The sequence below is a fragment of the Pseudomonas sp. ML2-2023-3 genome (assembly GCF_037055275.1).
Taxonomy (GTDB): Bacteria; Pseudomonadota; Gammaproteobacteria; order Pseudomonadales; family Pseudomonadaceae; genus Aquipseudomonas.
In genome coordinates this window covers 2,087,047-2,109,908 of sequence record NZ_CP146343.1, presented here as the reverse complement: position 1 = coordinate 2,109,908, position 22,862 = coordinate 2,087,047, and the positions used below count along the sequence as shown (strand labels likewise).

The following is a 22,862-nucleotide window of genomic DNA, read 5'->3' as shown; positions in this document are numbered from 1 at the left end:
CTTCATATAAGTGTGCTGGATGGTATCAAGCAGTGGGACGACTCATCGGGTTATTCGAAAAGGAGACGGTGGATCGAGTCAGTGACGGCATTGGTGCTTGGACGTAAGCCCTATTTCAGAGGCTTGCGTTGAGGAATGCTCGCTGACTATGCCCTTCAGCATTAACTGTTTCAGGCTGTTTAACCCCGCCGCGCATGTATGGGCCAAGTGTTAATATATTACCTTTGAAGTGATCCCAAGGACGTTGATGACTAATCATCAAGCTAAAGCCGAAACCCCTAGAGCAGCCGCGATTCTGGCTCGCTTCCTGTCGTCGGAGTCCGCTGGCGGTCTTGTGCTGATGGGCGCAGCACTCGCGGCACTAATCGTGGCCAACTCGCCTCTCTCGCAAAGTTATTTTGCAGCCTTGCACAGTGTCTGGTTGGGCATGTCTGTCGAGCATTGGGTCAATGATGGCTTGATGGCGATCTTCTTCCTGATGGTCGGACTCGAGATCAAGAGAGAGGTTCTGGCAGGAGGGCTCTCCACTTGGGGACAGCGCGCCTTGCCTGGATTTGGTGCCGTCGGTGGCATGGTTGTGCCTGCGCTTATTTACATCGCAATCAACTGGGGTAATTCTGAGACGTTGAAGGGGTGGGCTATTCCAGCCGCTACCGACATCGCATTCGCCTTGGGCGTCTTGTCGTTGCTGGGGAAGCGAGTCCCTACGTCGCTGAAGGTCTTCCTCGCTGCCTTGGCGATCATTGACGACCTGGGTGCTGTGGTTATCATCGCCTTTTTCTACACCACTGGTCTTTCCATGCCGATGTTGCTGGCATCGCTCGCAACCCTAGTCATTCTGATCGCAATGAATCGATTGGGCGTCAGACGATTATTCCCATATATGCTGGTCGGTGGTGTGCTGTGGTTCTTCGTGCTGCAGTCGGGGGTGCATGCCACTCTTGCGGGTGTTGCCGTTGCACTGTGTGTCCCAATGGGCAAGCCAGAAGAGGAAGCCAGGTCTCCACTGCTCTTCCTAGAAGAGAAGCTGCACATGTGGGTAGCATTCGCTGTGGTGCCGATTTTCGGCTTCGCCAACGCGGGTGTTTCATTAGCCGGTATTTCGATGGAAAACCTAGTCGATCCGGTTCCGCTGGGTGTTGCGCTCGGCTTGTTGGTGGGCAAGCAGATTGGCATTTTCCTATTGGCTGCTCTGGCCATTCGTATGGGCTTGGCCAAACTGCCGGAAGGCAGCAATTGGGCACAGCTTTACGGCGTTGCGCTCTTGTGTGGCATCGGCTTTACCATGAGCCTGTTCATCGGAAACCTGGCGTTTGCTGGATCAGCTCACCTGATCGACGAAGTAAAAGTCGGTGTGTTGATCGGTTCGACCTTGGCTGCAATCGGTGGAGTCCTGATTTTGCGACGCAGCGCTGGGCCCGCCATTGTCGCCGCCACGGTCTCTAAATAAGCGTAAGCGAGCCGGCCACGGAGTTTCTCCCAGACAGAAATCCTGTGGCTGGAACATCGTCTCGCGAAGTGAGGTCATCGTGCTTTACGCCACAAGCTGCTGAGATAGCCCCTCAAAGGCTGATTGGCGGCATCAACTCGGACGCGACTTTTTTCAGCATGAACGTTTCGCGCTGAATTGACTGCCCCATCGATGACTCCTGACGCTGCATCACGGCTTCATTATGCGTTATGGCTTCATGCAGGTTGATCCAGACAGGCCGCATACCATTAGCGATTTCGTGGCTTTCCATTCTCACGGGCGCTAGCTGGGGCGCGACTTCGCATTGATAAAAATGCGAGGTCATGTGCATCAGATCGTACTGTGGCTTCCAGTAGGGCCGGTACTCCTCGATATAACCGTAGTGCTGGAGTACCTGTATTTCACGGGCACCAGTCTCTTCCTCAAGCTCACGCCTCAGGCCTGTGACAATGTCCTCGTCACCATCAAGACCGCCTCCAGGAAAGCTGAAGTCGTTATAGCGCTCGGTGAACAGCAACAGGATCTGATCATCCCGAATCACGATGCCGCGTGCTGCATGTCGACGGAATACTCTGCCCTGTTTGGATTTCAGCTCGGGGTGAACAATTTCAGTTATGAGTTGCATGTGGTCTCGTTACGGCAAGATCAGTAGTCATCGTCCAGAATGGCCACGGCATTTCCGCAGTTCTGGAAATACTGTGGCCAATGGAATTGGCTCAGCGAAGCAGCAATACGGGTAAAGTGGATGTTCGCAGCATCGTCGTGGTCGTGCTGCCTACCAGAAACTGCCTGATGCGAGAGTGCTCGTACGCCCCCATGACCAAGAGGTCAATGCCTTGCTCTGCCTGATATGCATGAAGTACCGACTCCACTTCGCCTGGGCGGATCTCGGCATGCACCAACGAGCCAGAAGAGGCAAATGTGGCTCGTGCTTTCTCCAGCTCGTTCTGATTTTCTTCAGAGTCCTTACCAACCATGACGATATGAATTGGCAGGCCTTCGCACAGCAGGCTTGAAGCAATCATCTGTACGGTCTTGTGGCCTGTAGCGCTGCCGTCAAATGCCACCATGACCGTTTCAGGTTTCCTGAAATGGCTGGTTGTAATCAGGATGGGGCGGTGGATAGTTCGGACTACCGCTTCAATCTGGGTGCCAAGACTTTGGGCACTGCGCGTGCTGTCCTCACCGACTCTTCCAATCACCAGTAATCGAATATCGTCTTGGAGATCGCTCAGGCTCTCGACGAGATGGCCATGGCGCTGCTTCAGATCAGGTGACATTGCGCCAGAGATAACTGTCCGCTCGCGAGCTTTTTCAAGCATGTGCTGCCCATGCTTCAAGGCCAGTTTTGCACGCTGCTCATCCAGCGTGGCCAACTCTTCCATTAGATGCTCTCTGCTACCGAGACCGATATTGCCGCTGAGGTCTACGGATGCAGGATATTTCTCCTTATCCAGCACATGAAGCAAGGTCAGGGGAGCGCTGAGTCGTTGCGAGGCCCATGCTGCGTAATCGCAGACCGCCAATGAGGATTGTGAGTTATCAATGCATGCCATTACGTGGGTCATTGTCGTTCTCCTTAGTGGCTCATGAGCTTGTCGATGGCACCGGGTTTGTCATGTACACCGAAGCGGTCAACGATTGTTGCGCTGGCTTCATTGAGACCGAGCACTTCAACCTCAGCGCCTTCACGACGGAACTTGATCACGACCTTATCCAGCGCTGCGACGGCAGTGATATCCCAGAAATGCGCCTGTGTGAGATCGATGGTGACTTTGTTGAGAGCTTCCTTGAAGTCAAAGACTTCAGTGAACTTGTCCGCAGAGCTAAAGAACACCTGGCCCACGACGTGGTAAGTCCGATGCGATTCCGTCTCTTCCAGAGTGCTCTTGATATTCAGGTAGTGCCCAACCTTATTGGCAAAGAACAGCGAAGCCAGCAACACACCTACCAGTACGCCATAGGCTAGGTTGTGAGTGGCCACGACGACCACAACGGTCGCCACCATCACGAGGTTGGTCGACAGCGGATGCTTTTTCAGATTGCGCAAGGAATCCCAGCTAAACGTGCCGATGGACACCATAATCATCACAGCTACGAGTGCCGCCATAGGGATTTTGGAGAGCCATTCGCCAAGAAACACCACCATCAGCAGCAGGAAAACGCCGGCGCACAATGTTGAGAGACGGGTACGACCACCGGATTTCACGTTGATGATCGATTGGCCGATCATGGCGCAACCTGCCATGCCGCCAAGCATGCCGGCAGCGATGTTGGCCACACCCTGGCCTTTGCACTCGCGGTTTTTATTACTGGCGGTGTCGGTCAGATCGTCGACGATGGTCGCGGTCATCATTGACTCGAGTAGACCCACTACGGCCAAGGCAGCCGAGTACGGGAAAATGATACGCAGGGTTTCAAAATTCAGCGGTACTTCAGGCCAGAGGAAGATCGGGAGCGTGTCAGGCAGTTGGCCCATGTCACCGACGGTGCGGATATCCAAACCGAGGTAAATGGCGACGGCAGTCAGCGTCAGGATGCACACCAACGGTGACGGAATCAGCTTGCCGATCTTCGGTACGTATGGGAACAGGTAGATGATCCCGAGGCCTGCTGCGGTCATGGCATAGACGTGCCAAGTGACATTCGTAAGTTCCGGCAACTGCGCCATAAAAATCAGAATCGCCAAGGCGTTCACAAAACCCGTGACCACAGAGCGAGAGACAAAGCGCATCAGTGAACCTAGCTTCAGGTAACCCGCGAGAATTTGAAGTACCCCACAGAGCAACGTGGCTGCAAGCAGATACTGAAGTCCGTGCTCTTTAACCAGAGTAACCATGAGCAGTGCCATGGCGCCGGTAGCCGCCGAGATCATGCCGGGACGACCACCGACAAAGGCGATAACAGCACAGATACAGAAAGAGGCGTAAAGCCCAACCTTTGGGTCAACGCCGGCGATGATGGAAAAGGCGATGGCTTCGGGAATCAGTGCAAGTGCGACCACGATCCCCGCGAGCACATCTCCACGGACATTGGAAAACCACGTTTGTCTAAGTTTTTGCAGCATATAAATATCCAAGGCAAAGCATCGCGCACGCCAAAGGAATGGCGAGCGAACCGATGAAAATTCAAATTTTGAGGATTTTTTGCTGTGTGCTTAAGGTGTAGAACCAGGCGTACAGCAGTGCGCACCCGCGAGCGAGGCTAGCGGAAGCAGGGTGTTGCGAGGGGGCGTAGCGCTAAGGCGGCGTAGGCTGCCAGTAGATCGTTTGGAGTACAGTCATGCTAGTGTTCCTGTAGCTCAAAGTGGATGCGAGCCGAAATTATACATTGTAACTAGTGTCGATTACGACCTGTTGTCTCGCATTGGGAGATTTGCGATGACTAACACCTCTTGGATACATCCCTCGTCTACGCTTCCTCTTGTAAGCTCTCGACCTCTCAGTTGGGAACTACACTTCTGAGAAGTGCAGATATTAGCCAACCAGATGCATTTTATTGTTTTCCAGCCGACTTTTGATCTAGGTCGCTCAAAGGTGGCTTTTGAACGCATTAAGCCTCGCTAACGGTAAGCGTCGGGCAAAAGCATCTGGACAACTTCTTAAGCCAGATTCAACTTGCCTTGAACCCATGCCAGACGCTTACCTTGCCAGCGCTATTAGTCACGCTGATGCCCGATCCTCCTGATTCCTTGGAAGCATCCTTCTGCTTCGGAAATCCATCCTTGATGCGCAGCACGGCATTCTTTTAGTTAGTAGTCTTTCTATGCGGTAATCCGCCATGGCTTCCAGGCCTTGCAACCCGCATCGTGAATAGCGTCTAAAGTTCAGATATATCCCGCCCCCCCCTGAAGGAACGACTCATGCACAGATCACGCTTGTAGTGGTCTAATGAAACCGGACACCCTTTTAGGCGAGAATGCTCGCCAGATCGAGGTGTCAGATGACCAAACAACGCCGTACCTTTTCCGCTGAATTCAAACGCGAGGCTGCCGACCTCGTGCTCAAGCAAAACTACAGCTTCATCGAAGCCAGTCGTTCACTGAGTGTTGGTGAGTCGGCGCTGCGCCGCTGGGTCGACCAGCTTCAGCAAGAGCGCACCGGCGTCACGCCCCAGAGCAAGGCCCTGACACCAGAGCAGCAAAAAATCCAGGAGTTGGAAGCTCGGATTGCTCGCCTCGAGCGCGAGAAATCAATATTAAAAAAGGCTACCGCGCTCTTGATGTCGGAAGATCTCGAGCGTACGCGCTGATCAATCAGCTAAGCGTCCATGAGCCTGTTGACTGCTTGTGCGAGGCGTTTGAGGTCGCTCGTTCGGGGTACTACGCGCATCGTCTAAGGCGGCGAACACCAGATGTTGAGCGGCTCAGGCTGCGTAGCCGAGTGAGCGAGTTGTTCACCCAGGGCCGAAGTGCTCCCGGCAGTCGAAGCATCACGTTGATGATGCAAGAAGAAGGTGAGCAAATTGGACGGTTTAAGGTACGCAGGCTGATGCGTGAGCTGGAGTTGGTCAGCAAGCAGCCAGGATCACACGCCTATAAAAAGGCGACAGTCGAGCGGCCGGATATCCCAAATATATTGAACCGAGAATTTGATGTCGAAGCGCCCAACCAGGTCTGGTGCGGCGACATCACCTACATCTGGGCACAGGGGAAATGGCACTACCTTGCGGTTGTCATGGATCTTTACGCTCGCCGAGTGGTGGGCTGGGCGTTATCAGAAAAGCCGGATGCAGACTTGGTGATCAAGGCGTTGGATGTGGCTTACGAGCAGCGTGGCAAGCCGCAAGGCCTGCTATTTCACTCAGACCAGGGATCCCAATATGGCAGCCGCAACTTTCGCCAGCGGCTGTGGCGTTATCGCATGCGTCAGAGTATGAGCCGCCGAGGAAACTGCTGGGATAATGCGCCGATGGAGCGGGTTTTTCGCAGCTTGAAAACAGAGTGGATACCAACCACTGGCTACATGACCGGCCACCAGGCTCAGAGAGATATTAGCCAGTACCTGATGCATCACTACAACTGGATCCGACCTCATCAATTTAACGATGGATTGGCCCCAGCGAAAACGGAAGAAAAACTCAAAACCGTGTCCGGGATGAGTTGACCACTACACGCTCATTGGTTGCCGCGTTAACATGTCTTGCGCTGGTCTGCGGCTCAGCGAAAGCATTGGCCGATCCTAGTAATGGAAAGGGGCAGGGAAACGGCAAGGGAAACCAGCAAAACAGCCAAGTCCATGGCAATCAGGCCGGCCAGGGAAGCAAAGGCAAAAACTCCGGGGGCGGCGATTGGAATCACGGCCCAAGTATCAATCGGGGAAGCATTCTTGGGATTGTTGACGGATATCGGGACTACTGGAGTCCAGGCCCTGCTTTGCCACCCGGCATTCAGAAAAACCTCGCTCGCGGCAAGCCTCTTCCACCAGGTATCGCGAAAAAGCTAGATGGTCGATTGATCGGCAGGCTGCCGCATTATGATGGATACGAATGGCAGCAGGCGGGCACCGACTTGATACTCGTCGCACTAGCAACCGGGCTCATTTACGAAGTGCTCAACGGGGCTTTTGATTAATGCCTGAATGGCGACTGCGGTTTCAGTGCCGGCCCCCATGTCCACAGACTCGGTGGCGAGCCAGATGGAGTCGATGCTGATCATCGCAGCAGCTCTCGTAGGAAAGCGGAACACGCCGCTGCATTTTCTGCCGGCCAGCTCACAACGACTACGCCTTTTGAATGAGGCACTTCGATCAGGATCGTGCTGGGAAGGACTTGATGCACCGCTGCCGATGGCGGCGTCTTTACCGGAATAAAGGCACTTTTAAGCGCCAGATTTTTTTGCGTACGCACCCGAATCCATTTATGGACGAGGTTGGCATTGAGGTTGTAGGTCAAGGCAACATTGACAATCGAGGTGTCAGGCTGCGCACACTCGGCAATGACTTAGGCCTTGAAGGATTTAGAATAGGAACGGCGTTCTTGTGGCATGGGTGTCCGCTTAATTTAGGTGGAAACCATCGCCTTAAGCGATGGCATCAGGGAGGTGTATTGCCCGGACGGTTACCGCCAACGTCCGCAAGATGCTGGTGTGCGCTGCCGCCCTAATTTATTAAAGATTTTACGAAAATTTTACAACCCCTAAAGATGGAGCATCCAATACTGCACTGCGCTAATTCATCAGGCTATTTTATATGTCTCTCGCAGGACTACGGCTTATCGGATTCATCTTAGGCATTTTTCTAATCACGCTAGCTATAAGCATGATTATCCCAATGATCACACTGGCGGTCTATGAGCGGGATGGTGGCGATCTTTCAGCTTTCCTGTGGTCTAGCTTAATCACATCTGTCTGCGGCCTTCTGTTGATCGCACGAGGACGCCCAGATACCGCCCAGCTTCGTCCCAGGGATATGTACCTGCTAACTACTGGCAGTTGGGTTGTGGTGTGCATCTTCGCATCGCTGCCAATGGTGTTTATCAGCGACATCAGTTACACCGATGCATTCTTTGAAACAATGTCGGGCATCACAACTACAGGGTCAACGGTACTCACTGGCTTGGATACCGCTTCACCGGGATTATTGATCTGGCGCTCAATGCTGCATTGGCTCGGCGGTATAGGCTTCATAGGCATGGCTGTAGCGATCCTTCCACTGTTGCGGGTGGGTGGTATGCGTCTCTTCCAGACAGAGTCCTCAGACTGGTCGGAAAAAGTAACGCCTCGCTCCCATGTGGCCGCCAAATACATCCTCTTTCTCTACTTGGGACTCACGGGGCTCGGAGCGCTAGCTCTTTGGGTCGCTGGAATGACGCCGTTTGAAGCGGTCAACCACGCCATGTCCTTGATCTCAACTGGAGGATTCTCGACTTCGGACTCTTCACTGGGGCATTGGACGCAGCCAGCGATCCACTGGATAGCTGTGGTCATCATGATTCTGGGTAGTCTACCGTTTACCTTGTATGTTGCGACATTGCGCGGCAACCGGCGTGCGCTGATTAAGGATCACCAGGTACGTGGATTTATTGGGTTCTTGATTTTCACCTGGCTGGCCGTAGGGACATGGCTCTGTTTTCACAGCGATTACGGATGGTGGGATGCGTTTCGTATCGTAGCGGTCAACGTGACTTCTGTTGTCACGACCACTGGAATTGCGGTTGGCGATTACACGCTATGGGGAAGCTTTGCTGTTCTTTTGTTCTTCTATCTCACCTTTGTTGGTGGATGTTCGGGCTCCACGGCTGGAGGCCTCAAAATCTTCCGCTTTCAGGTTGCTGCAACTTTACTGATAGGTAGCTTAAAGCAACTAATCCATCCAAGAGCCGTGATTCAGAAGAAGTACAATGGCCATCCAATTGACGAGGAAATATTACGCTCGCTTTTGACTTTCTCATTTTTCTTCAGCATCACCATTGCAATTATCGCCTTAGGACTTGCCTTGATCGGCCTGGACTGGACAACGGCATTGAGTGGCGCGGCTACTGCGGTGTGTAACGTGGGCCCTGGAATTGGCACCATCATCGGGCCTGCTGGTAACTTCTCATCATTACCCGACGCAGCAAAATGGTTGCTCACCATCGGCATGCTGCTGGGCCGATTAGAGATACTCACTGTACTGGTACTTATCACACCCGTTTTTTGGAGGTACTAATGATGATTAAGAAAGTAGCCATCTAAGATTCTGGCTGGTTAGATTTTAGCCAACCCAGCATGAAGCCCGGAGGGCTACAAATATACGAAATAAAAAGCCCTCAATACTCAAGGGCTTTTTATGTATCAGGAACGTTTAGTGCGAAGAGTCCGCTGCTGGTATTGGCGAGACCTTGGCCCCGGCTACGAGGCCCAACTCCACTGCAGCAAATCCGATGACTAGACTGAGCACTAGATAACTGATGGACACGAACACACTGGCGGGATCTTTCATCATCTCCACGGCGCCAAAGACAAAGCTTGAGAACGTCGACAGGCCGCCCATGATCCCGGTGCCGACCATGACGTGTACGTATTGATTGATCCGGTTGCTCTTGAACAGTGACGTGGCCACCCCCAGCAGGAAGGCTGCGACGATATTGACGACAAAAATATCCATGGGAAAGCCGTCGGCCAAGCGCGGCACTGACAGCATGACAAATTCGCGGCACATGGCGCCAAACGCGCCGCCGACGAAAATCAGAATAATCATGTTCAACATGGTGTTTGCTCCTGTGTCAGCGCGCCAGCCAGGCGCCGAATGCGGCGGCGGCCAGACCGACCAGTACCGAGATGATCAGATAACCTGCCGCCCATGCACGATCCTTCGCCTTGATCAGTTTGGAAGCATCCAGCTGCATGCTACTGAACGTTGTGTAGCCGCCAAGAATACCAGTGAGCACGGCAGCACTCAGGAAGTCGCCGTAGCGGTCACGCCAGTCAACGGTAAACAGAATGCTCAAGTAACCGATCACAAAGGCGCCACTGACGTTGATCAAAAACGTGCCCAGCGGGAATGATCCCTTATAGAACTGCCCCACCCGCAGTCCGATCCACCAGCGCAGCAAAGACCCCAGCCCGCCCCCCAATCCGACCCAAAAAACATCCAGCGCAGTCATGAAGTTCCCTCTCGTGCCAGTTGATAATTTCAGGGAACTCTAGTTGATAAAAACCGCGTAGACATGAATGAGGCATCAATCGATAGGACACGTCGCCTGCATGGTAGGCAAGCCAGTACCGACATAAGTGGGGGCTGTACAGCCCTGTCCGCCCTCTTGCTTCAAAGCAACCGTTTCGGCTGAAAATGTAGAAAAGTGGCGTGACCGCAACAGAAACCCGTGTTTATAAGGAGGCGCCACTTAGGGCTTAAGGTCGTAAAGTCCAAGGTATGAGGCTGACCCAATCAACGCTCATTGAGCATCTTCTGCGCAGAAGTACTGATAGTGGGCATTGATTCCCAAGCTTGAGCTCGCGTCATAGTAGGTGCGCTTGATCTACTACGAACCATCAGGCTACGCCCGCGAGATAGCTATGCACTTGTTTGACCACATCTCGTGCAGTACGGGTCACGCCGATTAATGTTGCAGAAGCGAGCCCCGTCCAATCGCCGTAACCCACCAGCCATAAATTGGGTAAATCAACACTTCGGTTTTCGTCCACTGCTACTTTGCCGTCCTGGCCTACAAGGCCTAGGCTTGTAAGGTGGTCTAGCGCTGGAAAAAACCCGGTGCACCAGATAACGACATCCACCGTCGTCTCATGTCCTGACGGCCATACGACACCTGTCGGAGTAAAATGAGTGAACGGTCGTACCGCGTTCAGCACACCGCGTTCACGAGCCTCTTTTACCGATGGAACCATAACGATATCACCTAGCCCACCTATGAGTTCTTTAGGTTCTGAGCCCTCCTGCTGGGCTTTCAATCGAGCCGTAGCTCGTTCGAACAGGACGCGGCCGTCAACCTCATCAGGCAGAAACCTTGGGACTTCTTGAGTCACCCAGGTTGCCTGGGCTACTTTGGAAACCTCGGCGTAAATCTGGGCTCCCGAGTTCCCCCCGCCCACAACAAGGACAGTCTTTCCCTCAAACCTATTCGGGCCTACATAATGAGCGGAATGAAGCTGCTGTTCTAAAAACAACTCCTGCCCTAAATAACTTGGAATGAATGGACGGTTCCAAGTGCCTGTTGCACTGATGACCGCTTTGGCATCCCAATATCTATCCCCCGAAACAACGCGCAAACCGTCTTCAATTCTCTCAACACGGGATACCCACGTAGAACGAATGATGGGAAAGTTGTATCGCTTTTCATACTGAGTCAGATAATCGACAACATCGTCACGGCTAGGCGTTTCTTCCGACACAGCAGGCATAGGCCAGCCTGCAATCGAACTCCATGAAGACGGAGAAAATAGTCGGAGTGAATCCCACCCATGCTGCCATGCGCCTCCTGGCGCCGGGTCTGCATCAAGTAGCACGTATGACATACCTGAACGCTTCAGAAAATAGGCGGTTGCGAGTGCGGATTGGCCGCCGCCAATTACTACGACATCAAATTTCATATTTGGATTCACCGCTATTACTCCATGCTCATTCTTTCAGCTTCATTTGCGTCGGTTCAGCCCCTGCAGCCATTGTTGCGGATCAACGCCAAGGTGTTGCGAGAGGTGCCACACTCCGGTTCTAACAGATCGTGATCTGACTCATGCAATTCCCACGTAATGACACTAAATAGAGCGCTGATTGACACGCTTGGACAGCTCTTCTGCGGACTCTTTGCGCTCGGAATATCTATCAACAAGATAGTCCTGGCGATCCCTCAGAAGTAGGGTGAACTTCATAAGCTCTTCCATTACGTCCACTAGACGGTCGTAGTACGAGGACGGCTTCATCCGGCCTGCCTCATCAAACTCGGTGAACGCCTTGGCCACCGAAGATTGGTTGGGGATAGTGAACATACGCATCCACCGACCCAGTACCCGTAACTGATTGACCACGTTGAAAGATTGCGAACCTCCACAGACCTGCATCACAGCGAGAGTCTTCCCCTGCGTAGGACGTACGGCGCCCATTGCCAGCGGAACCCAGTCAATCTGGGCCTTGAAAACTGCACTCATGGAGCCATGACGCTCTGGGGAACACCATACTTGGCCTTCAGACCACTGCATCAGCTCGCGCAGCTCTGCGACCTTTGGGTGAGTCTCCGGAGCATCGTCTGGCAATGGCAAACCCGATGGGTCGAAGATTTTGGTTTCAGCGCCAAACCCCTCCAGCAAGCGGGCTGCTTCCTGAGTTACCAACCTACTAAAAGAGCGCTCACGTGTTGATCCATAGAGAAGCAAAATTCGAGGTTTATGGAATGACGGCGTGCGCGGTTCCAGTTGCTCTAGCGAAGGAATGTCGATCAGGTCGTCGTGTACGTTCGGCAATGTCTCTTGCATATAAACTCCTGCAACGGTGCCAAGCTGGCACCGCCTCTGTTGATCTTTAAAGCGTACCGATACGGTTCAGTTCAGCCTTGAGCTCGTCAGCGCTCATGGTTTGCAGCGGCAGCGCAAGGAACGTGACAACACGCTCACGAATTTTGTCGAGAGTGACGTCAAACGCCGCCGTAATCTCGGACTCTGTGCCTTTGGCTTCGGACGGGTCGGCCAAGCCCCAATGCGCCTTCAAAGCTGGCCCGAAAAAGATTGGGCACGCCTCTCCCGCAGCCCGATCACAAACGGTAATAACGATATCTGGAGGGGAGCCTTCAAAAGCATCCGAAGCCTTGCTGCTCAATCCCACCGTGGAGATACCGACCGCCTCCAGCGTTTGCAAAGCTCTTTGATTCACTCGACCACTGGGAAAGCTACCCGAGCTAACCGCTTCTACGCCTTCAGGTGCTAGGTGGTTGAACAGCGCCTCAGACAGAATGCTTCGGCAGCTGTTGTGGGTGCACATAAACAAGACTTTCATCAAATAATTCCTTGATTCAGAAACTGAGGCGCAATGCCAGGGCGCACAGGGTGACGACGAGGATAGGTAAGGTCAGCACTATCCCTATTTTGAAGTAGTACCCCCAGCTGATTTTGATACCCTTCTTGGCCAGTACGTGCAGCCACAACAGCGTTGCAAGGCTACCAATTGGAGTGATCTTCGGGCCCAGATCGGCGCCGATGATATTGGCGTAGACCATTGCTTGCTGGACGACGCCATCGACCTCGGCGGCATGAATCGACAATGCACCTATCAGAACGGTGGGCATGTTATTCATTATCGACGACAGGAGTGCTGTTAGCAGCCCTGTACCCAAGGACGCGCCCCAGATGCCATAACCTGCGAATACGTTCAGAATCTGCGCGATATGTTCAGTCAGACCAGCGTTCTTCAGGCCGTAGACGACCAGATACATACCCAAAGAAAAAATCACTACTTGCCACGGAGCCTCTTTGAGTACCTTGCCTGTGTTGATGGCATGGCCACGAGCTGCGATGACATAGAGGATGAATGCACATACCGCCGCAATGGCGCTTATCGGCACCCCCAACGGCTCGATGACGAAGAAGCCAATCAAGAGCAGCGCTAGCACCCACCAACCGGCTACGAACGTGGCACGGTCGTGGATTGCTTCACTTGGACTGTCCAGTTGATTGAGGTCGTAGGTTGTGGGCAGATCTTTGCGAAAGAACCACAACAGCATGGTTAATGTTGCCGCCACGCTGACAATGTTTACAGGCACCATGATCGAGGCATATTCATTGAAGCCAATACCGAAGTAGTCGGCAGAAACGATGTTGACTAGGTTGGAAACCACGAATGGCAAACTCGCCGTATCGGCAATAAAACCAGCGGCCATCACAAATGCTAGCGTTGCAGCGGGAGAAAAGCGCAACGCCAGCAGCATCGCAATCACGATGGGCGTGAGTATGAGTGCCGCACCGTCATTGGCGAATAACGCCGATACCGCCGCGCCTAACAAGATGAACAATGCGAAGAGCTTACGGGTGCTGCCAGCCCCCCATCGCGCGACATGCAACGCAGCCCACTTAAAAAATCCTGCCTCATCAAGCAGCAGGCTAATGATGATGACCGCTATGAATGTCCCGGTGGCGTTCCAGACGATGCTCCAAACCACGGGAATATCCCCAATGGTAACGACATCCGTAAGCAGAGCCACGCCAGCACCCATCATGGCGCTCCACCCTACACCAAGCCCCCTAGGTTGCCAGATGACAAGCACGATGGTGGCTATGAAGATCAATACGGCAATCAGCATTTCAGTAACCCGGGTTGGACGTGAATTAGCTACACACGGCCTGATTGATAGGACGGCCGTTCATACCGCATAGGCGTTTTGCCTCGGTTTCCAACCACTGCTGATTGGCATCGACAACCTCTTTCAAAACGGTAGTTACCCAGTCAGGTAAGCCTGGGTGTAATCGGTAATACACCCACTGGCCTTGACGACGATCCATCAGCAGACCGGATGAGCGAAGCAACGCCAAGTGGCGAGAAATTTTGGGCTGACTCAAATCGAGTGCTGCCGTAAGTTCGCAGACACACAGCTCCCCTTCATTAACAACGAGCAACGTAATTTTGGTTCGAGTGTCGTCTGCCAAGCACTTGAATAGCGTTGTTGGGTTCATGGGTTCTGTCATAAATCCTCCTGGTGTTTGGTCTTAACCAAAACGAAGAGCTTGATGCGCTCATGGATGTCATGGAGCGTATGGCGAAATGCTGCGGGGTCATTGCTGATCACCGGATCAGGGAAATCCCAAGCGATAACCTCACTGACGCTGGGCATAGAAAGGCACTCGCTTGCGGATTTGTCACAAAGAGCGATGACGTAGTCAAATCGTTCAGTGCGAAACTCATTTATAGACTTGCTGCGCAGGCCGGTTGCATCGACCCCAACTGCCTCTAAAGCCTGAATCGTGCGCGGATCAACATGAGAAGGCTCAAAGCCTGCACTGAAGGGCTCAAAGCGAGAGTCAGTAAGCCTAAGCAATGCCTCAGCAAGCTGAGAGCGGGCAGAGTTGCCAACACAGACAAAAAGCACTCTGATCGCAAGGCTCATGATAGGCCTCCTCATATATGGAAAATCGAATATACGCTTAATCAAATATTCGGTAAAGCAAATACGACTCCTGCTTCTCACATATGGACTGTCACAGTCCAAATACTGGAGCATCAAGGATGATTAAGAATAGGCAGTGATATGACGCTCCAGGCAACGAAAATTACCGGTGAGCAATAGCTGCATTTTCGAGCCGACTTGAAATCAACCTATCTCCCCACAGACCATATTGCGCCCAGGTCGTAATGCCGGAATGCATATCCAAAGGGGTCGAAGTCGTAGTGCTTTGGGACATTGCAGCGATAGACATCCAGCATGGAGTTGCTCGCCTCCATTTGCTAGTGTCGTGAGCGGTTAGTTTATTTTCTAACGTACCACGATATACTGTGCACCCCTCGCCCCGAGATGGTTCCAGGCATGCCTCGTCCAATTGCTCCCTTTGCACTACAGCCCGCCGACGTTCTTACGCTTCAAGGTTGGCTGCGCATGAGTACGCTGGAGCAGAGCCTTGCTCAGCGGGCGCGGATACTGCTTTTGCTCAATGAAGGGGTGACGCCCATTGCCATCTGTGGGCAATTACTGATCACGACACCGACCGTGTTCAAGTGGCGAAAGCGTTATCTGGCGTCGGGCATCGACGGCCTGAACGACCTGCCGCGTAGCGGTCAGCCTTTGAAGCTGGGTGCTGAGAAAGTCAAAGAAATCCTGACCCTGACAACGCACCGGGTTCCCAAGGAAGCAACGCACTGGAGCGTCCGGTTGATGGCCAAGTACGCTCGCGTTACCACCTGGCAAGTCCGGCAGATATGGGCTGCGTCGGATCTCAAGCCGCACCGACTGAAGACATTCAAGATCAGCAACGATCCGCACTTCGCTGAGAAGGTCATCGATGTGGTCGGGCTGTACCTGAGCCCTCCGGACAACGCCATGGTGCTGTCGGTTGACGAGAAAACTCAGATCCAGGCGTTGGATCGTACTCAGCCAATGCTGCAACTTCGGCCTGGGCAGATCGAGCGGCGAACCCATGATTACAAGCGCCATGGCACGGCGAGCTTGTACGCCGCGTTCGACATCATGACCGGTGAAGTAATGGGCCGGATTACCCAGCGGCACCGGGCCAAGGAGTTCCTGGATTTCCTCCGGCAGATTGATAAGAACACGCCTGCCGAGTTGGATCTCCATGTGATCCTGGATAACAGTTCGACCCACAAAACCCCAGCGATCAAGGCCTGGCTGGAAAAACATCCGCGCTTCAAGCTGCACTTCACGCCGACCAGTGCGTCCTGGCTAAACGCGGTGGAAGGCTGGTTTTCACAGCTGGAGAGACGCGCACTGTATCGAGGTGTCTTCACCAGTGTTACTGATCTGAAAGTCGCGATCCGCCAGTTCATTACTGCTCATAACGAGCATTCAGCCAAGCCGTTCAAGTGGACAAAGACCGCAGCGGCCATCATCAGCTCGGTACATATGGCAAAGCTGAGTGTGATGAAGAATAAGCTAATGAACTAACCGCTCGAGACACTAGCGACAGCTGTGGCAGGTTTTTTTGAACGACAGGGATATTAATTGGCTCTAAAATTTCAGAAGCACTCAGCTTCACAGCTGACAAATATTGCAACACAAAGGGTCTTAGTGGGTCACACATAGTTTAAGTTAGCTAGAAACACCTAGCCGTATAAAACGCTTGCGACTTATCTAAAGCCCTAATAGCTATGCGATAGGCGATCAGGCTCGCCCCGCAACGGATGACCGGAGCTTATTTTAAAACTTTATTGAAATGGATAGACTTAGAGAAGTCCAAATCACTTAACAACCAAAGTACGCCACACTCAACAACGGCAACTGCAGAGAGCCTCTCAAATCTGAAAATCTCAACAGATAAGCATGCAAACCCAGATAATTTAAAGCCACTCTACTTGAGAGCAACAACCAGAAATATCTATTATCTAGTCGCAACCAATATCATCACCAAAATAAAACCAATAACTTTCCGACAATTATTGAAAATTTTCAATGCGCGAAAATACGATAGCCAGCAGAGGGATGCAGTTCTATTTCATGACGATAATTGCGTGATCTGAATGCGATTGAGCTGGTGACAGAAAGCTGCTTTTCGCGTGTCTAAATATTGGTCAATTGAAGCTAGCATTCACAAACAGAATAAATTCTCTAGCTAGACTGCACCGAGTAAACGCCCGTATGCTCTCGATTCCTTATCTGCTTGGACTTCTTCGTGGCCCCCAGCCCAGCAACATACAGCCGCTGTCAAAATTCTAAATTTGGTCGTGCAGCCAAATGATCGAAACGATTGTTACACTCCTTCTCGGTATCCTGGCAATACTGGCGATCATCGCTGTGAATGGCTATTTTGTTGCGCAAGAATTTGCCTACATGGCGGTTGACCGTACTAGGCTCTCAGCATTGGCTGCTGCCGGTGATACGGCTGCAAAGCGCGCATTAGCAGTCACAAACCGCACCAGCTTTATGCTGTCGGGTGCCCAGCTTGGCATTACCGTCACAGGCTTACTTGTTGGTTATGTCGCAGAGCCCTTGGTCGGTGAGTCATTAGGTATTCTGCTCGCAGGAACCGGTATTCCCGTTGAAGCTAGGGTGACCGTCGGAACAGGTCTAGCCCTAATTGCAGCTACGATTATCCAAATGGTCGTGGGTGAGCTTTATCCGAAAAACCTTGCTATCGCGAATCCAGAGCCTCTGTCGCTCGGGCTTGCCCGCTCCACGCTCTTTTACATGTCAGCTTTTGGCTGGCTAATTAGTTTCTTCGACAAGTCTGCCAACCTTCTCCTGAAGTTGCTGCGCATCGAGCCGATTCATGACCTCGACGTAAGCGCATCGGCTACCGACCTACCGCACATAATCGCGGACTCGCGCGACAGTGGCGACCTACCACGTGAGCTTTCACTCATGATGGATCGCATCCTCGACTTCCCGCAGCGCAACGTCGAGCACGCTATGGTGCCTAGATCACAAGTTGACTGGGTTGAACCAGACACGACACTCGAAGAGCTACGAGAGCTTATGGCTCGCGCTCATACCCGATATCCCGTAATTGATGACGATGATGCCCCTGTGGGCGTTGTTCATCTCGCCGACGTGCTTGCACACCTCTCTACGGGGAACAGCAACGTGACCGTATCGTCGTTGATGAGACCTGCAAAGGTGTTACCGACGCTGATGCTGCTGCCAGATGCCCTTGATCAGTTGGTTCAAACAACCGATCAGCTAGCTTGTGTTATTGACGAGTATGGTGGTTTCGCTGGGGTGCTCACGATTGAAGATCTCGCCATGGAAATCGTTGGTGAAATTACCGATGAGCATGACGCAGAAGTCGGCGATGCCGTCGTGTCTGAAGGGGAAAACACTTGGACAATGGAAGGTGACGTTCACCTCGACGAGGTCAGGCGAATCATTGGTCACGACCTACCGCGCGTTGATGTTGAGACAGTGGCAGGTATGCTGATCGCTGAGCTTGGCGCACTCCCTGGTGAAGGCGACACAGTCACCATTGATCTACCTATAGATGCTGCCGAACTGATCTCCGACAAACCGGTGAGATATCGACTCGAAGTTGATGTGCTTCGTATTGAACGACATGTTCCGACCGAAGTTCGCGTACGGCTGGTCAAAGTACCTATGATAGAGGAAGGTCAATGAATGATCCGCTGATAGTCACGACAGCGACAATCGCTCTCATTGCGCTGAGTGGCTTGTTTGTTGTCATAGAGTTTGCGTTGCTCGGCGCTCGTCGACACCGGCTTGAAGAGCTGGCAGTCAACAGTACGTCCGCTCGTGCTGCTTTGCGCGGCATGAATGATTTGACGTTAATGCTTGCCGGTGCACAGCTAGGAATCACGCTGTGTACGTTTGCCTTAGGTGCGGTGACAAAACCTGCGGTCGATTTTTGGCTCGAACCCGTATTCATCGCGTGGGGCTTGCCTGAGTGGGTTGCAGGTGGCGCAGCTTTTGGTTTCGCGCTTTTCATAGTGACGTTCTTGCACTTGGTTGTCGGTGAGATGGCGCCCAAGTCCTGGGCCATTGCGCACCCGGAGAGATCCGCTCTGGCAATTGGCATCGTCTCTCGGATCTATACTTGGCCGCTACGCCCGCTGTTGCGATGGGTAAATAGAATCGCCAACCGTCTCGTAAAAGCCTCAGGTGTCGAGCCAGTCGAAAGCGCCGCAGTTGGTGGTCAGGATATTGAGACCATAAGGCAGCTCGTTGAGCATTCGGCGAAGGTCGGCACTCTAAAACCGCAGATGCAGCAGCAGATTTCAGGTCTGATCGACCTGGGCACGCTTCCCGTCGAAGCTCTGATAATCGAGAGAGAAGCGATGGTTCACGTTTCACGGGATGCAACAGTGGAGGATGTACGCACTGCGGCCATCCAGTCCGGGCACCTGCGCATTCTCGTGCTGGGAGCCGAGGGCATACAACCGTCGGTAGTTCACGTACGCGATACATTGCTTGAGCCAGAGACTCGGTTTGCGCATGAGCTAGCACGAGAAGCTTTTGTGCTTGACGCAAAAACCCCAGTCTATGAAGCACTTGCGCGTATGCGTAAATCGAGCATTCAGCTAGCTTTAGTCGTGAACGCAGATCGCTTAATGGGCGTTGTAACTCTGGCAGACATACTCAAACGAGTACTCCCAGCAGCCTCTAGCGCCTAGTGTCCTCACGTATAAATGCAGAGAGCTTATTACTTGGCAGCTACTCCTTGCTCGATAGTGGCAATTTTCAGCTGAGCTTCAATTGCTGATCAGAGTTACAGATCTTGCGACACCGACTTCTAAAGAAACAGGATGGTCAACTACCAGTGTAGTTATTGGACTGTCCTATGGACTGTTGGTCGCAGGCGCTTGCTTACCATTAATGCAGAAAACAGTTCGATTTTCGGTGGTTTGGGCTAAGCGGTTGCCGGTGTTCTATTCCGCAATGGAGTGACACCAACCTTCCGGTAGAAAGCTCTATCGACCCATGTCGTAATACACCCTTATAGTGACAAAACAAGCCGGGAGGCCAAGATCTTGAAAAGATCTCCAAGCATTCGCGCATCTAGCAACGCATGGTGCGGCAGATCTGACAGTTCTATGCGCTGGCAATTCAGATCCGTAGACCATGACGGCAGAAAACAGCGAACGCATCTGCGGAGGTCAGAATTCGGAGTTTCAAATCGATTCTGACCCCTATTCAGAACATCAAGCGGCTCGAGACCCAAACTCGGTGATCCAGCTTTGCAAGGCCTTTACATCGGCCTCAAATACATCCAGCTCAAGACTGCTGCTGGGCTTTTCATCGGACTGAGCATGTTCAAACACTGAGTAGCGAGTCATCAGGTCATCAATGAATATGCAGTCTTCATTTGTCACCTTGGCGACCTTGTGCAGCTTTCCTTGGGTATTGATTGCACGCCTGAAACGGCCTACGACATCCGCTAAAAGAATGTACTCAATCGTCTTCTCCACGATCACCCTGAAGTCACTGCAGGCGCTTTTGCCGAGTGCCTCGTAAGCGTCGACCTCAGCCCTTTCCTGGTGCTTTTTCAGGCGCGTAATAGCGTTGTCGATCAATCCGCGAACAGCGCTTTCCGGTTTCAGGTCTCGAGCGCTAGCGGTGGCGACGATGCCAGCCACTTTGTCCATCCTTCTAAGCGAGGTCAGGGTCGGCTTGACGGATGGCATCCCTGGCATCTTGTTCCATTTTTCCGTCACCGCGTCGACCAATGACACTAGAGAGAGCCTGTGAGTAAAAATGATGACCTGCCGCGTCGCTGATAAGGACACCAAACGCTCGACGACTCTCTCCTCAAAATCTTGGTCAAGTGACGAAATTGGGTCATCAAAAATGAAGGGGGCCAGTTGGTTCGAGCCCGTGGTGTCTGCTAGAAACGCAGCCAGTGCAGCAATTCTGGTCTCGCCTTCACTCAAGATGTAATCCAGGCCATGTGAGCCATGCGCGCCTACCAGGTTCAAGCCAAATGTGATCTTCCCTTTACCACCCGATTTACTCTGCGGAGCAATTGGCATGCGGTGGCCGCCCAATAGCTTCAGTTCCTGTAGGAATCGAGTTTGATAACCAGCGTCCAACTCGGTTTTGGCCAACTCATTTTTCTTGGAGGTCAGGGAGTTGGTAGCGGCTGAACGGGAGGCTTTGTCTATTGCCGCAACGGCGATCAACCTAGCCCTTTCAGCACTGATTGACGCTTTGTTCTGTGAAAGCCATTGCTTGGCTTGGAGTTGCTGGACTCGGTTCTGCACTGCCTGACGATGCTCATCCTGTAACAGGGCAGATAGGCTAGATTCCTCGGTAATCAAGTCTGCAGACTTGGTTTTTACCGCTTCATTAATGTTCGTCCAGTCGAAAGCTTGCAAGGTGCCAACAGGGCTTCCCAGTACGACTTGATCACGCCTCGTTTTGAGCATGCCAAGCCACGTGATCGCATCGCCTTCCTCGAAGCCCAAAGTGGACATGTGAACGATCCAGTCGGCTTGCCCTGGAAGAGTTGGCAAGCGGATTTTGTGGTCAGTAAAACTTTTTTCAGCCTTCTTGGCGGCTGTCTCAAGGCCGTCAGTGACGAACTTCTCAAAACCAGCCAGGCGGACTTTGGCATCCTCATCAAGGCTTTGATGGCAAACTACGCAGCGTGAGTCAGCTGCAATATTGGGAAACTGAGATTCTGTGTAGGCCGTGCCGTTGGAGTATGCGCGTGCGTACTCCCACATATCCTGCCAGGTCGCAGAGCCAACACCGTCGAGCTCGGCTTTACCGAAAATCGCTGCCGCCGCTTCTTGGCTCGAATTCCTGGCCTTAACAGCGGCGTTTTTCAGGGTCTCTAGCGTGCCTGCCGTCGCATCGTTCAATCCCTGTTGAAGTGTCGACATTGCTGTTTCAATACTTTTCAGCGCAGTTTTTTCTTTGTTGATGCTCAGCAGCCGACCCGCAATATCCTTCTCTGCGAGTAGGGCCTCTTTCTCTATACGCTCCCGATCAAGAAGATCGGTGTACAGACATTCCTTATCAATAATCGCGGTCGTGGTTGAACTCTTCAGGCCCTGAAGCCATTTTGCTTCTGCGGTGTGATTTAGCGTTTCTGGGATGGCGGGTAACGCTTTGCTGAGCAGTGATTTCTCTCTTGCAAGCTCTGCGCTAACAGCGTCCGCTGTGACGATCAGCGCGGATACAAACTTCATCCGGCTGGGTTCATAGCATGCCTCAGTCCTGCCCATGTACTGCTGGGCAGCCTTGCTATCGAACACCTGTGCATGTCGTAAAGCTTTGTGAGGCCCGCTTGGGACATCCCAGTGAACATCCGCCGGCTTACCGTCGATTGACACCTTGAAATGGGCACGGCAGGGCGTAGGTGTTGAATCGAATACGTTACCGCGTATCTCGTCCTTAGATCGTGATCCACAGATCTCCTTTAGCAGCCTTGCAAATCCGCTCTTGCCGGTTCCATTCTGCCCGTAGATCACCGAGAGATTGCTTTTGCCGAATGGAAGGTGAGCGCCAGCCTTGATTGCATTTAACCCATGCACATCAAGGATCTCCTCAATCCGAAGCAAAGGTCTATTGGCTACCTGCGATAAAGTGCCGGGGATTACGTTCAGAAATCCTGGATCAGCTTCATCCTTGGCTTCGAGCTGGCAAAGCCTTGCTAGCGCTTTAACTTCATCCTGATTCAACTGCCGCTTCGAGTCGATGATCATTCGAGCCGCTGTCTGCAACCACTTGGGGCGCGCATTCAGCCACGTCTCAAAATCGTCAGATACTACCGGCACTGCCTCAATCTTAGTCATGGTGCGCTCATTTCACAGAGGAATTCCTGAGCGTAGGCACTAGCTAGCTTTTTGGT

General features: G+C 52.6%; 19 protein-coding genes and 1 pseudogene. 7 read left to right on the top strand and 13 right to left on the bottom strand.

Annotated features, from left to right (window positions below; genetic code table 11):
• Nucleotides 1-247 precede the first annotated feature (247 nt).
• Nucleotides 248-1,450: a Na+/H+ antiporter NhaA gene (gene nhaA / locus V6P94_RS09820; protein ID WP_095019791.1), complete on the top strand. Its 1,203-nt coding sequence runs from the start codon at nt 248-250 to the stop codon at nt 1,448-1,450.
• 112 nt (nt 1,451-1,562) lie between these two features.
• Here the strand turns inward: nhaA and V6P94_RS09815 are convergent, their stop codons facing one another.
• The 3 genes from V6P94_RS09815 to V6P94_RS09805 all read right to left on the bottom strand — a co-directional run bounded on the left by V6P94_RS09815 (nt 1,563) and on the right by V6P94_RS09805 (nt 4,538).
• Nucleotides 1,563-2,096 (bottom strand): NUDIX hydrolase, encoded by a 534-nt coding sequence (locus V6P94_RS09815; protein ID WP_133075653.1) that lies wholly within the window; start codon nt 2,094-2,096, stop codon nt 1,563-1,565.
• A 91-nt stretch (nt 2,097-2,187) separates the two neighbouring features.
• A complete protein-coding gene (locus tag V6P94_RS09810; protein WP_338649294.1) occupies nt 2,188-3,039 on the bottom strand; it encodes a universal stress protein in 852 nt (283 codons plus the stop codon).
• Between the two features lie 11 nt (nt 3,040-3,050).
• On the bottom strand, nt 3,051-4,538 hold the full coding sequence (locus tag V6P94_RS09805; protein WP_338649293.1) for a SulP family inorganic anion transporter: 1,488 nt from the start codon (nt 4,536-4,538) through the stop codon (nt 3,051-3,053).
• Nucleotides 4,539-5,413: 875 nt separating this feature from the next.
• On the opposite strand from V6P94_RS09805, the gene V6P94_RS09800 reads away from it, so the two are divergent.
• The 3 genes from V6P94_RS09800 (at nt 5,414) to V6P94_RS09790 (ending at nt 9,117) form a co-directional block, all read left to right on the top strand.
• Nucleotides 5,414-6,576, top strand: a protein-coding gene (locus V6P94_RS09800; protein WP_095019831.1) for an IS3 family transposase whose coding sequence is annotated in 2 segments (ribosomal slippage) — nt 5,414-5,669 and nt 5,669-6,576 — 1,164 coding nt in all. Because the reading frame shifts where the segments join, the coding sequence is not laid out codon by codon here.
• Nucleotides 6,573-7,043, top strand: coding sequence for an anti-virulence regulator CigR family protein (locus V6P94_RS09795; RefSeq protein WP_338649292.1), 471 nt, complete (start codon nt 6,573-6,575; stop codon nt 7,041-7,043). Before V6P94_RS09800 ends, V6P94_RS09795 begins: the two co-directional genes overlap by 4 nt.
• 616 nt (nt 7,044-7,659) lie before the next feature.
• Nucleotides 7,660-9,117: a TrkH family potassium uptake protein gene (locus V6P94_RS09790; protein WP_169917082.1), complete on the top strand. Its 1,458-nt coding sequence runs from the start codon at nt 7,660-7,662 to the stop codon at nt 9,115-9,117.
• Between the two features lie 135 nt (nt 9,118-9,252).
• On the opposite strand, the gene crcB (V6P94_RS09785) is transcribed toward V6P94_RS09790, so the two are convergent.
• The 9 genes and pseudogenes from crcB (V6P94_RS09785) to V6P94_RS09745 all read right to left on the bottom strand — a co-directional run bounded on the left by crcB (V6P94_RS09785) (nt 9,253) and on the right by V6P94_RS09745 (nt 14,995).
• Complete coding sequence (crcB, locus tag V6P94_RS09785) at nt 9,253-9,657, bottom strand: fluoride efflux transporter CrcB (RefSeq protein ID WP_095023947.1); 405 nt, start codon at nt 9,655-9,657, stop codon at nt 9,253-9,255.
• 16 nt (nt 9,658-9,673) lie between these two features.
• Nucleotides 9,674-10,054: a fluoride efflux transporter CrcB gene (gene crcB / locus V6P94_RS09780; RefSeq protein WP_338649290.1), complete on the bottom strand. Its 381-nt coding sequence runs from the start codon at nt 10,052-10,054 to the stop codon at nt 9,674-9,676.
• 150 nt (nt 10,055-10,204) lie between these two features.
• A pseudogene (locus tag V6P94_RS09775) lies at nt 10,205-10,308 on the bottom strand (fluoride efflux transporter CrcB); the annotation flags it as partial.
• Between the two features lie 134 nt (nt 10,309-10,442).
• Nucleotides 10,443-11,498, bottom strand: coding sequence for an ArsO family NAD(P)H-dependent flavin-containing monooxygenase (locus V6P94_RS09770; protein ID WP_338649288.1), 1,056 nt, complete (start codon nt 11,496-11,498; stop codon nt 10,443-10,445).
• Between the two features lie 165 nt (nt 11,499-11,663).
• Nucleotides 11,664-12,377, bottom strand: a complete 714-nt coding sequence (gene arsH, locus V6P94_RS09765) for an arsenical resistance protein ArsH (protein ID WP_338649287.1) — start codon at nt 12,375-12,377, stop codon at nt 11,664-11,666.
• Nucleotides 12,378-12,423: 46 nt separating this feature from the next.
• The gene (locus V6P94_RS09760; protein ID WP_326426806.1) at nt 12,424-12,894 is read right to left on the bottom strand and encodes an arsenate reductase ArsC; all 471 of its coding nucleotides are present in this window, start codon (nt 12,892-12,894) and stop codon (nt 12,424-12,426) included.
• A 16-nt stretch (nt 12,895-12,910) separates the two neighbouring features.
• On the bottom strand, nt 12,911-14,194 hold the full coding sequence (locus V6P94_RS09755) for an arsenic transporter (RefSeq protein WP_338649286.1): 1,284 nt from the start codon (nt 14,192-14,194) through the stop codon (nt 12,911-12,913).
• Nucleotides 14,195-14,219: 25 nt separating this feature from the next.
• Entirely contained in the window at nt 14,220-14,576 is a 357-nt protein-coding gene (locus tag V6P94_RS09750; RefSeq protein ID WP_133075661.1) for a metalloregulator ArsR/SmtB family transcription factor, read from the bottom strand.
• The gene (locus V6P94_RS09745; protein ID WP_338649285.1) at nt 14,573-14,995 is read right to left on the bottom strand and encodes an arsenate reductase ArsC; all 423 of its coding nucleotides are present in this window, start codon (nt 14,993-14,995) and stop codon (nt 14,573-14,575) included. The genes V6P94_RS09750 and V6P94_RS09745 overlap by 4 nt, the downstream gene beginning before the upstream one ends.
• A 417-nt stretch (nt 14,996-15,412) precedes the next feature.
• Between V6P94_RS09745 and V6P94_RS09740 the strand changes: the two genes are divergently transcribed.
• The 3 genes from V6P94_RS09740 (at nt 15,413) to V6P94_RS09730 (ending at nt 19,680) form a co-directional block, all read left to right on the top strand.
• The gene (locus V6P94_RS09740; protein ID WP_044272157.1) at nt 15,413-16,504 is read left to right on the top strand and encodes an IS630 family transposase; all 1,092 of its coding nucleotides are present in this window, start codon (nt 15,413-15,415) and stop codon (nt 16,502-16,504) included.
• Nucleotides 16,505-17,290: 786 nt separating this feature from the next.
• The gene (locus tag V6P94_RS09735; protein WP_133075663.1) at nt 17,291-18,667 is read left to right on the top strand and encodes a hemolysin family protein; all 1,377 of its coding nucleotides are present in this window, start codon (nt 17,291-17,293) and stop codon (nt 18,665-18,667) included.
• On the top strand, nt 18,664-19,680 hold the full coding sequence (locus tag V6P94_RS09730) for a hemolysin family protein (protein WP_133075664.1): 1,017 nt from the start codon (nt 18,664-18,666) through the stop codon (nt 19,678-19,680). Before V6P94_RS09735 ends, V6P94_RS09730 begins: the two co-directional genes overlap by 4 nt.
• Nucleotides 19,681-20,208: 528 nt before the next feature.
• On the opposite strand, the gene V6P94_RS09725 is transcribed toward V6P94_RS09730, so the two are convergent.
• The gene (locus V6P94_RS09725; RefSeq protein ID WP_203304648.1) at nt 20,209-22,806 is read right to left on the bottom strand and encodes a hypothetical protein; all 2,598 of its coding nucleotides are present in this window, start codon (nt 22,804-22,806) and stop codon (nt 20,209-20,211) included.
• Between the last annotated feature and the right edge of the window lie 56 nt (nt 22,807-22,862).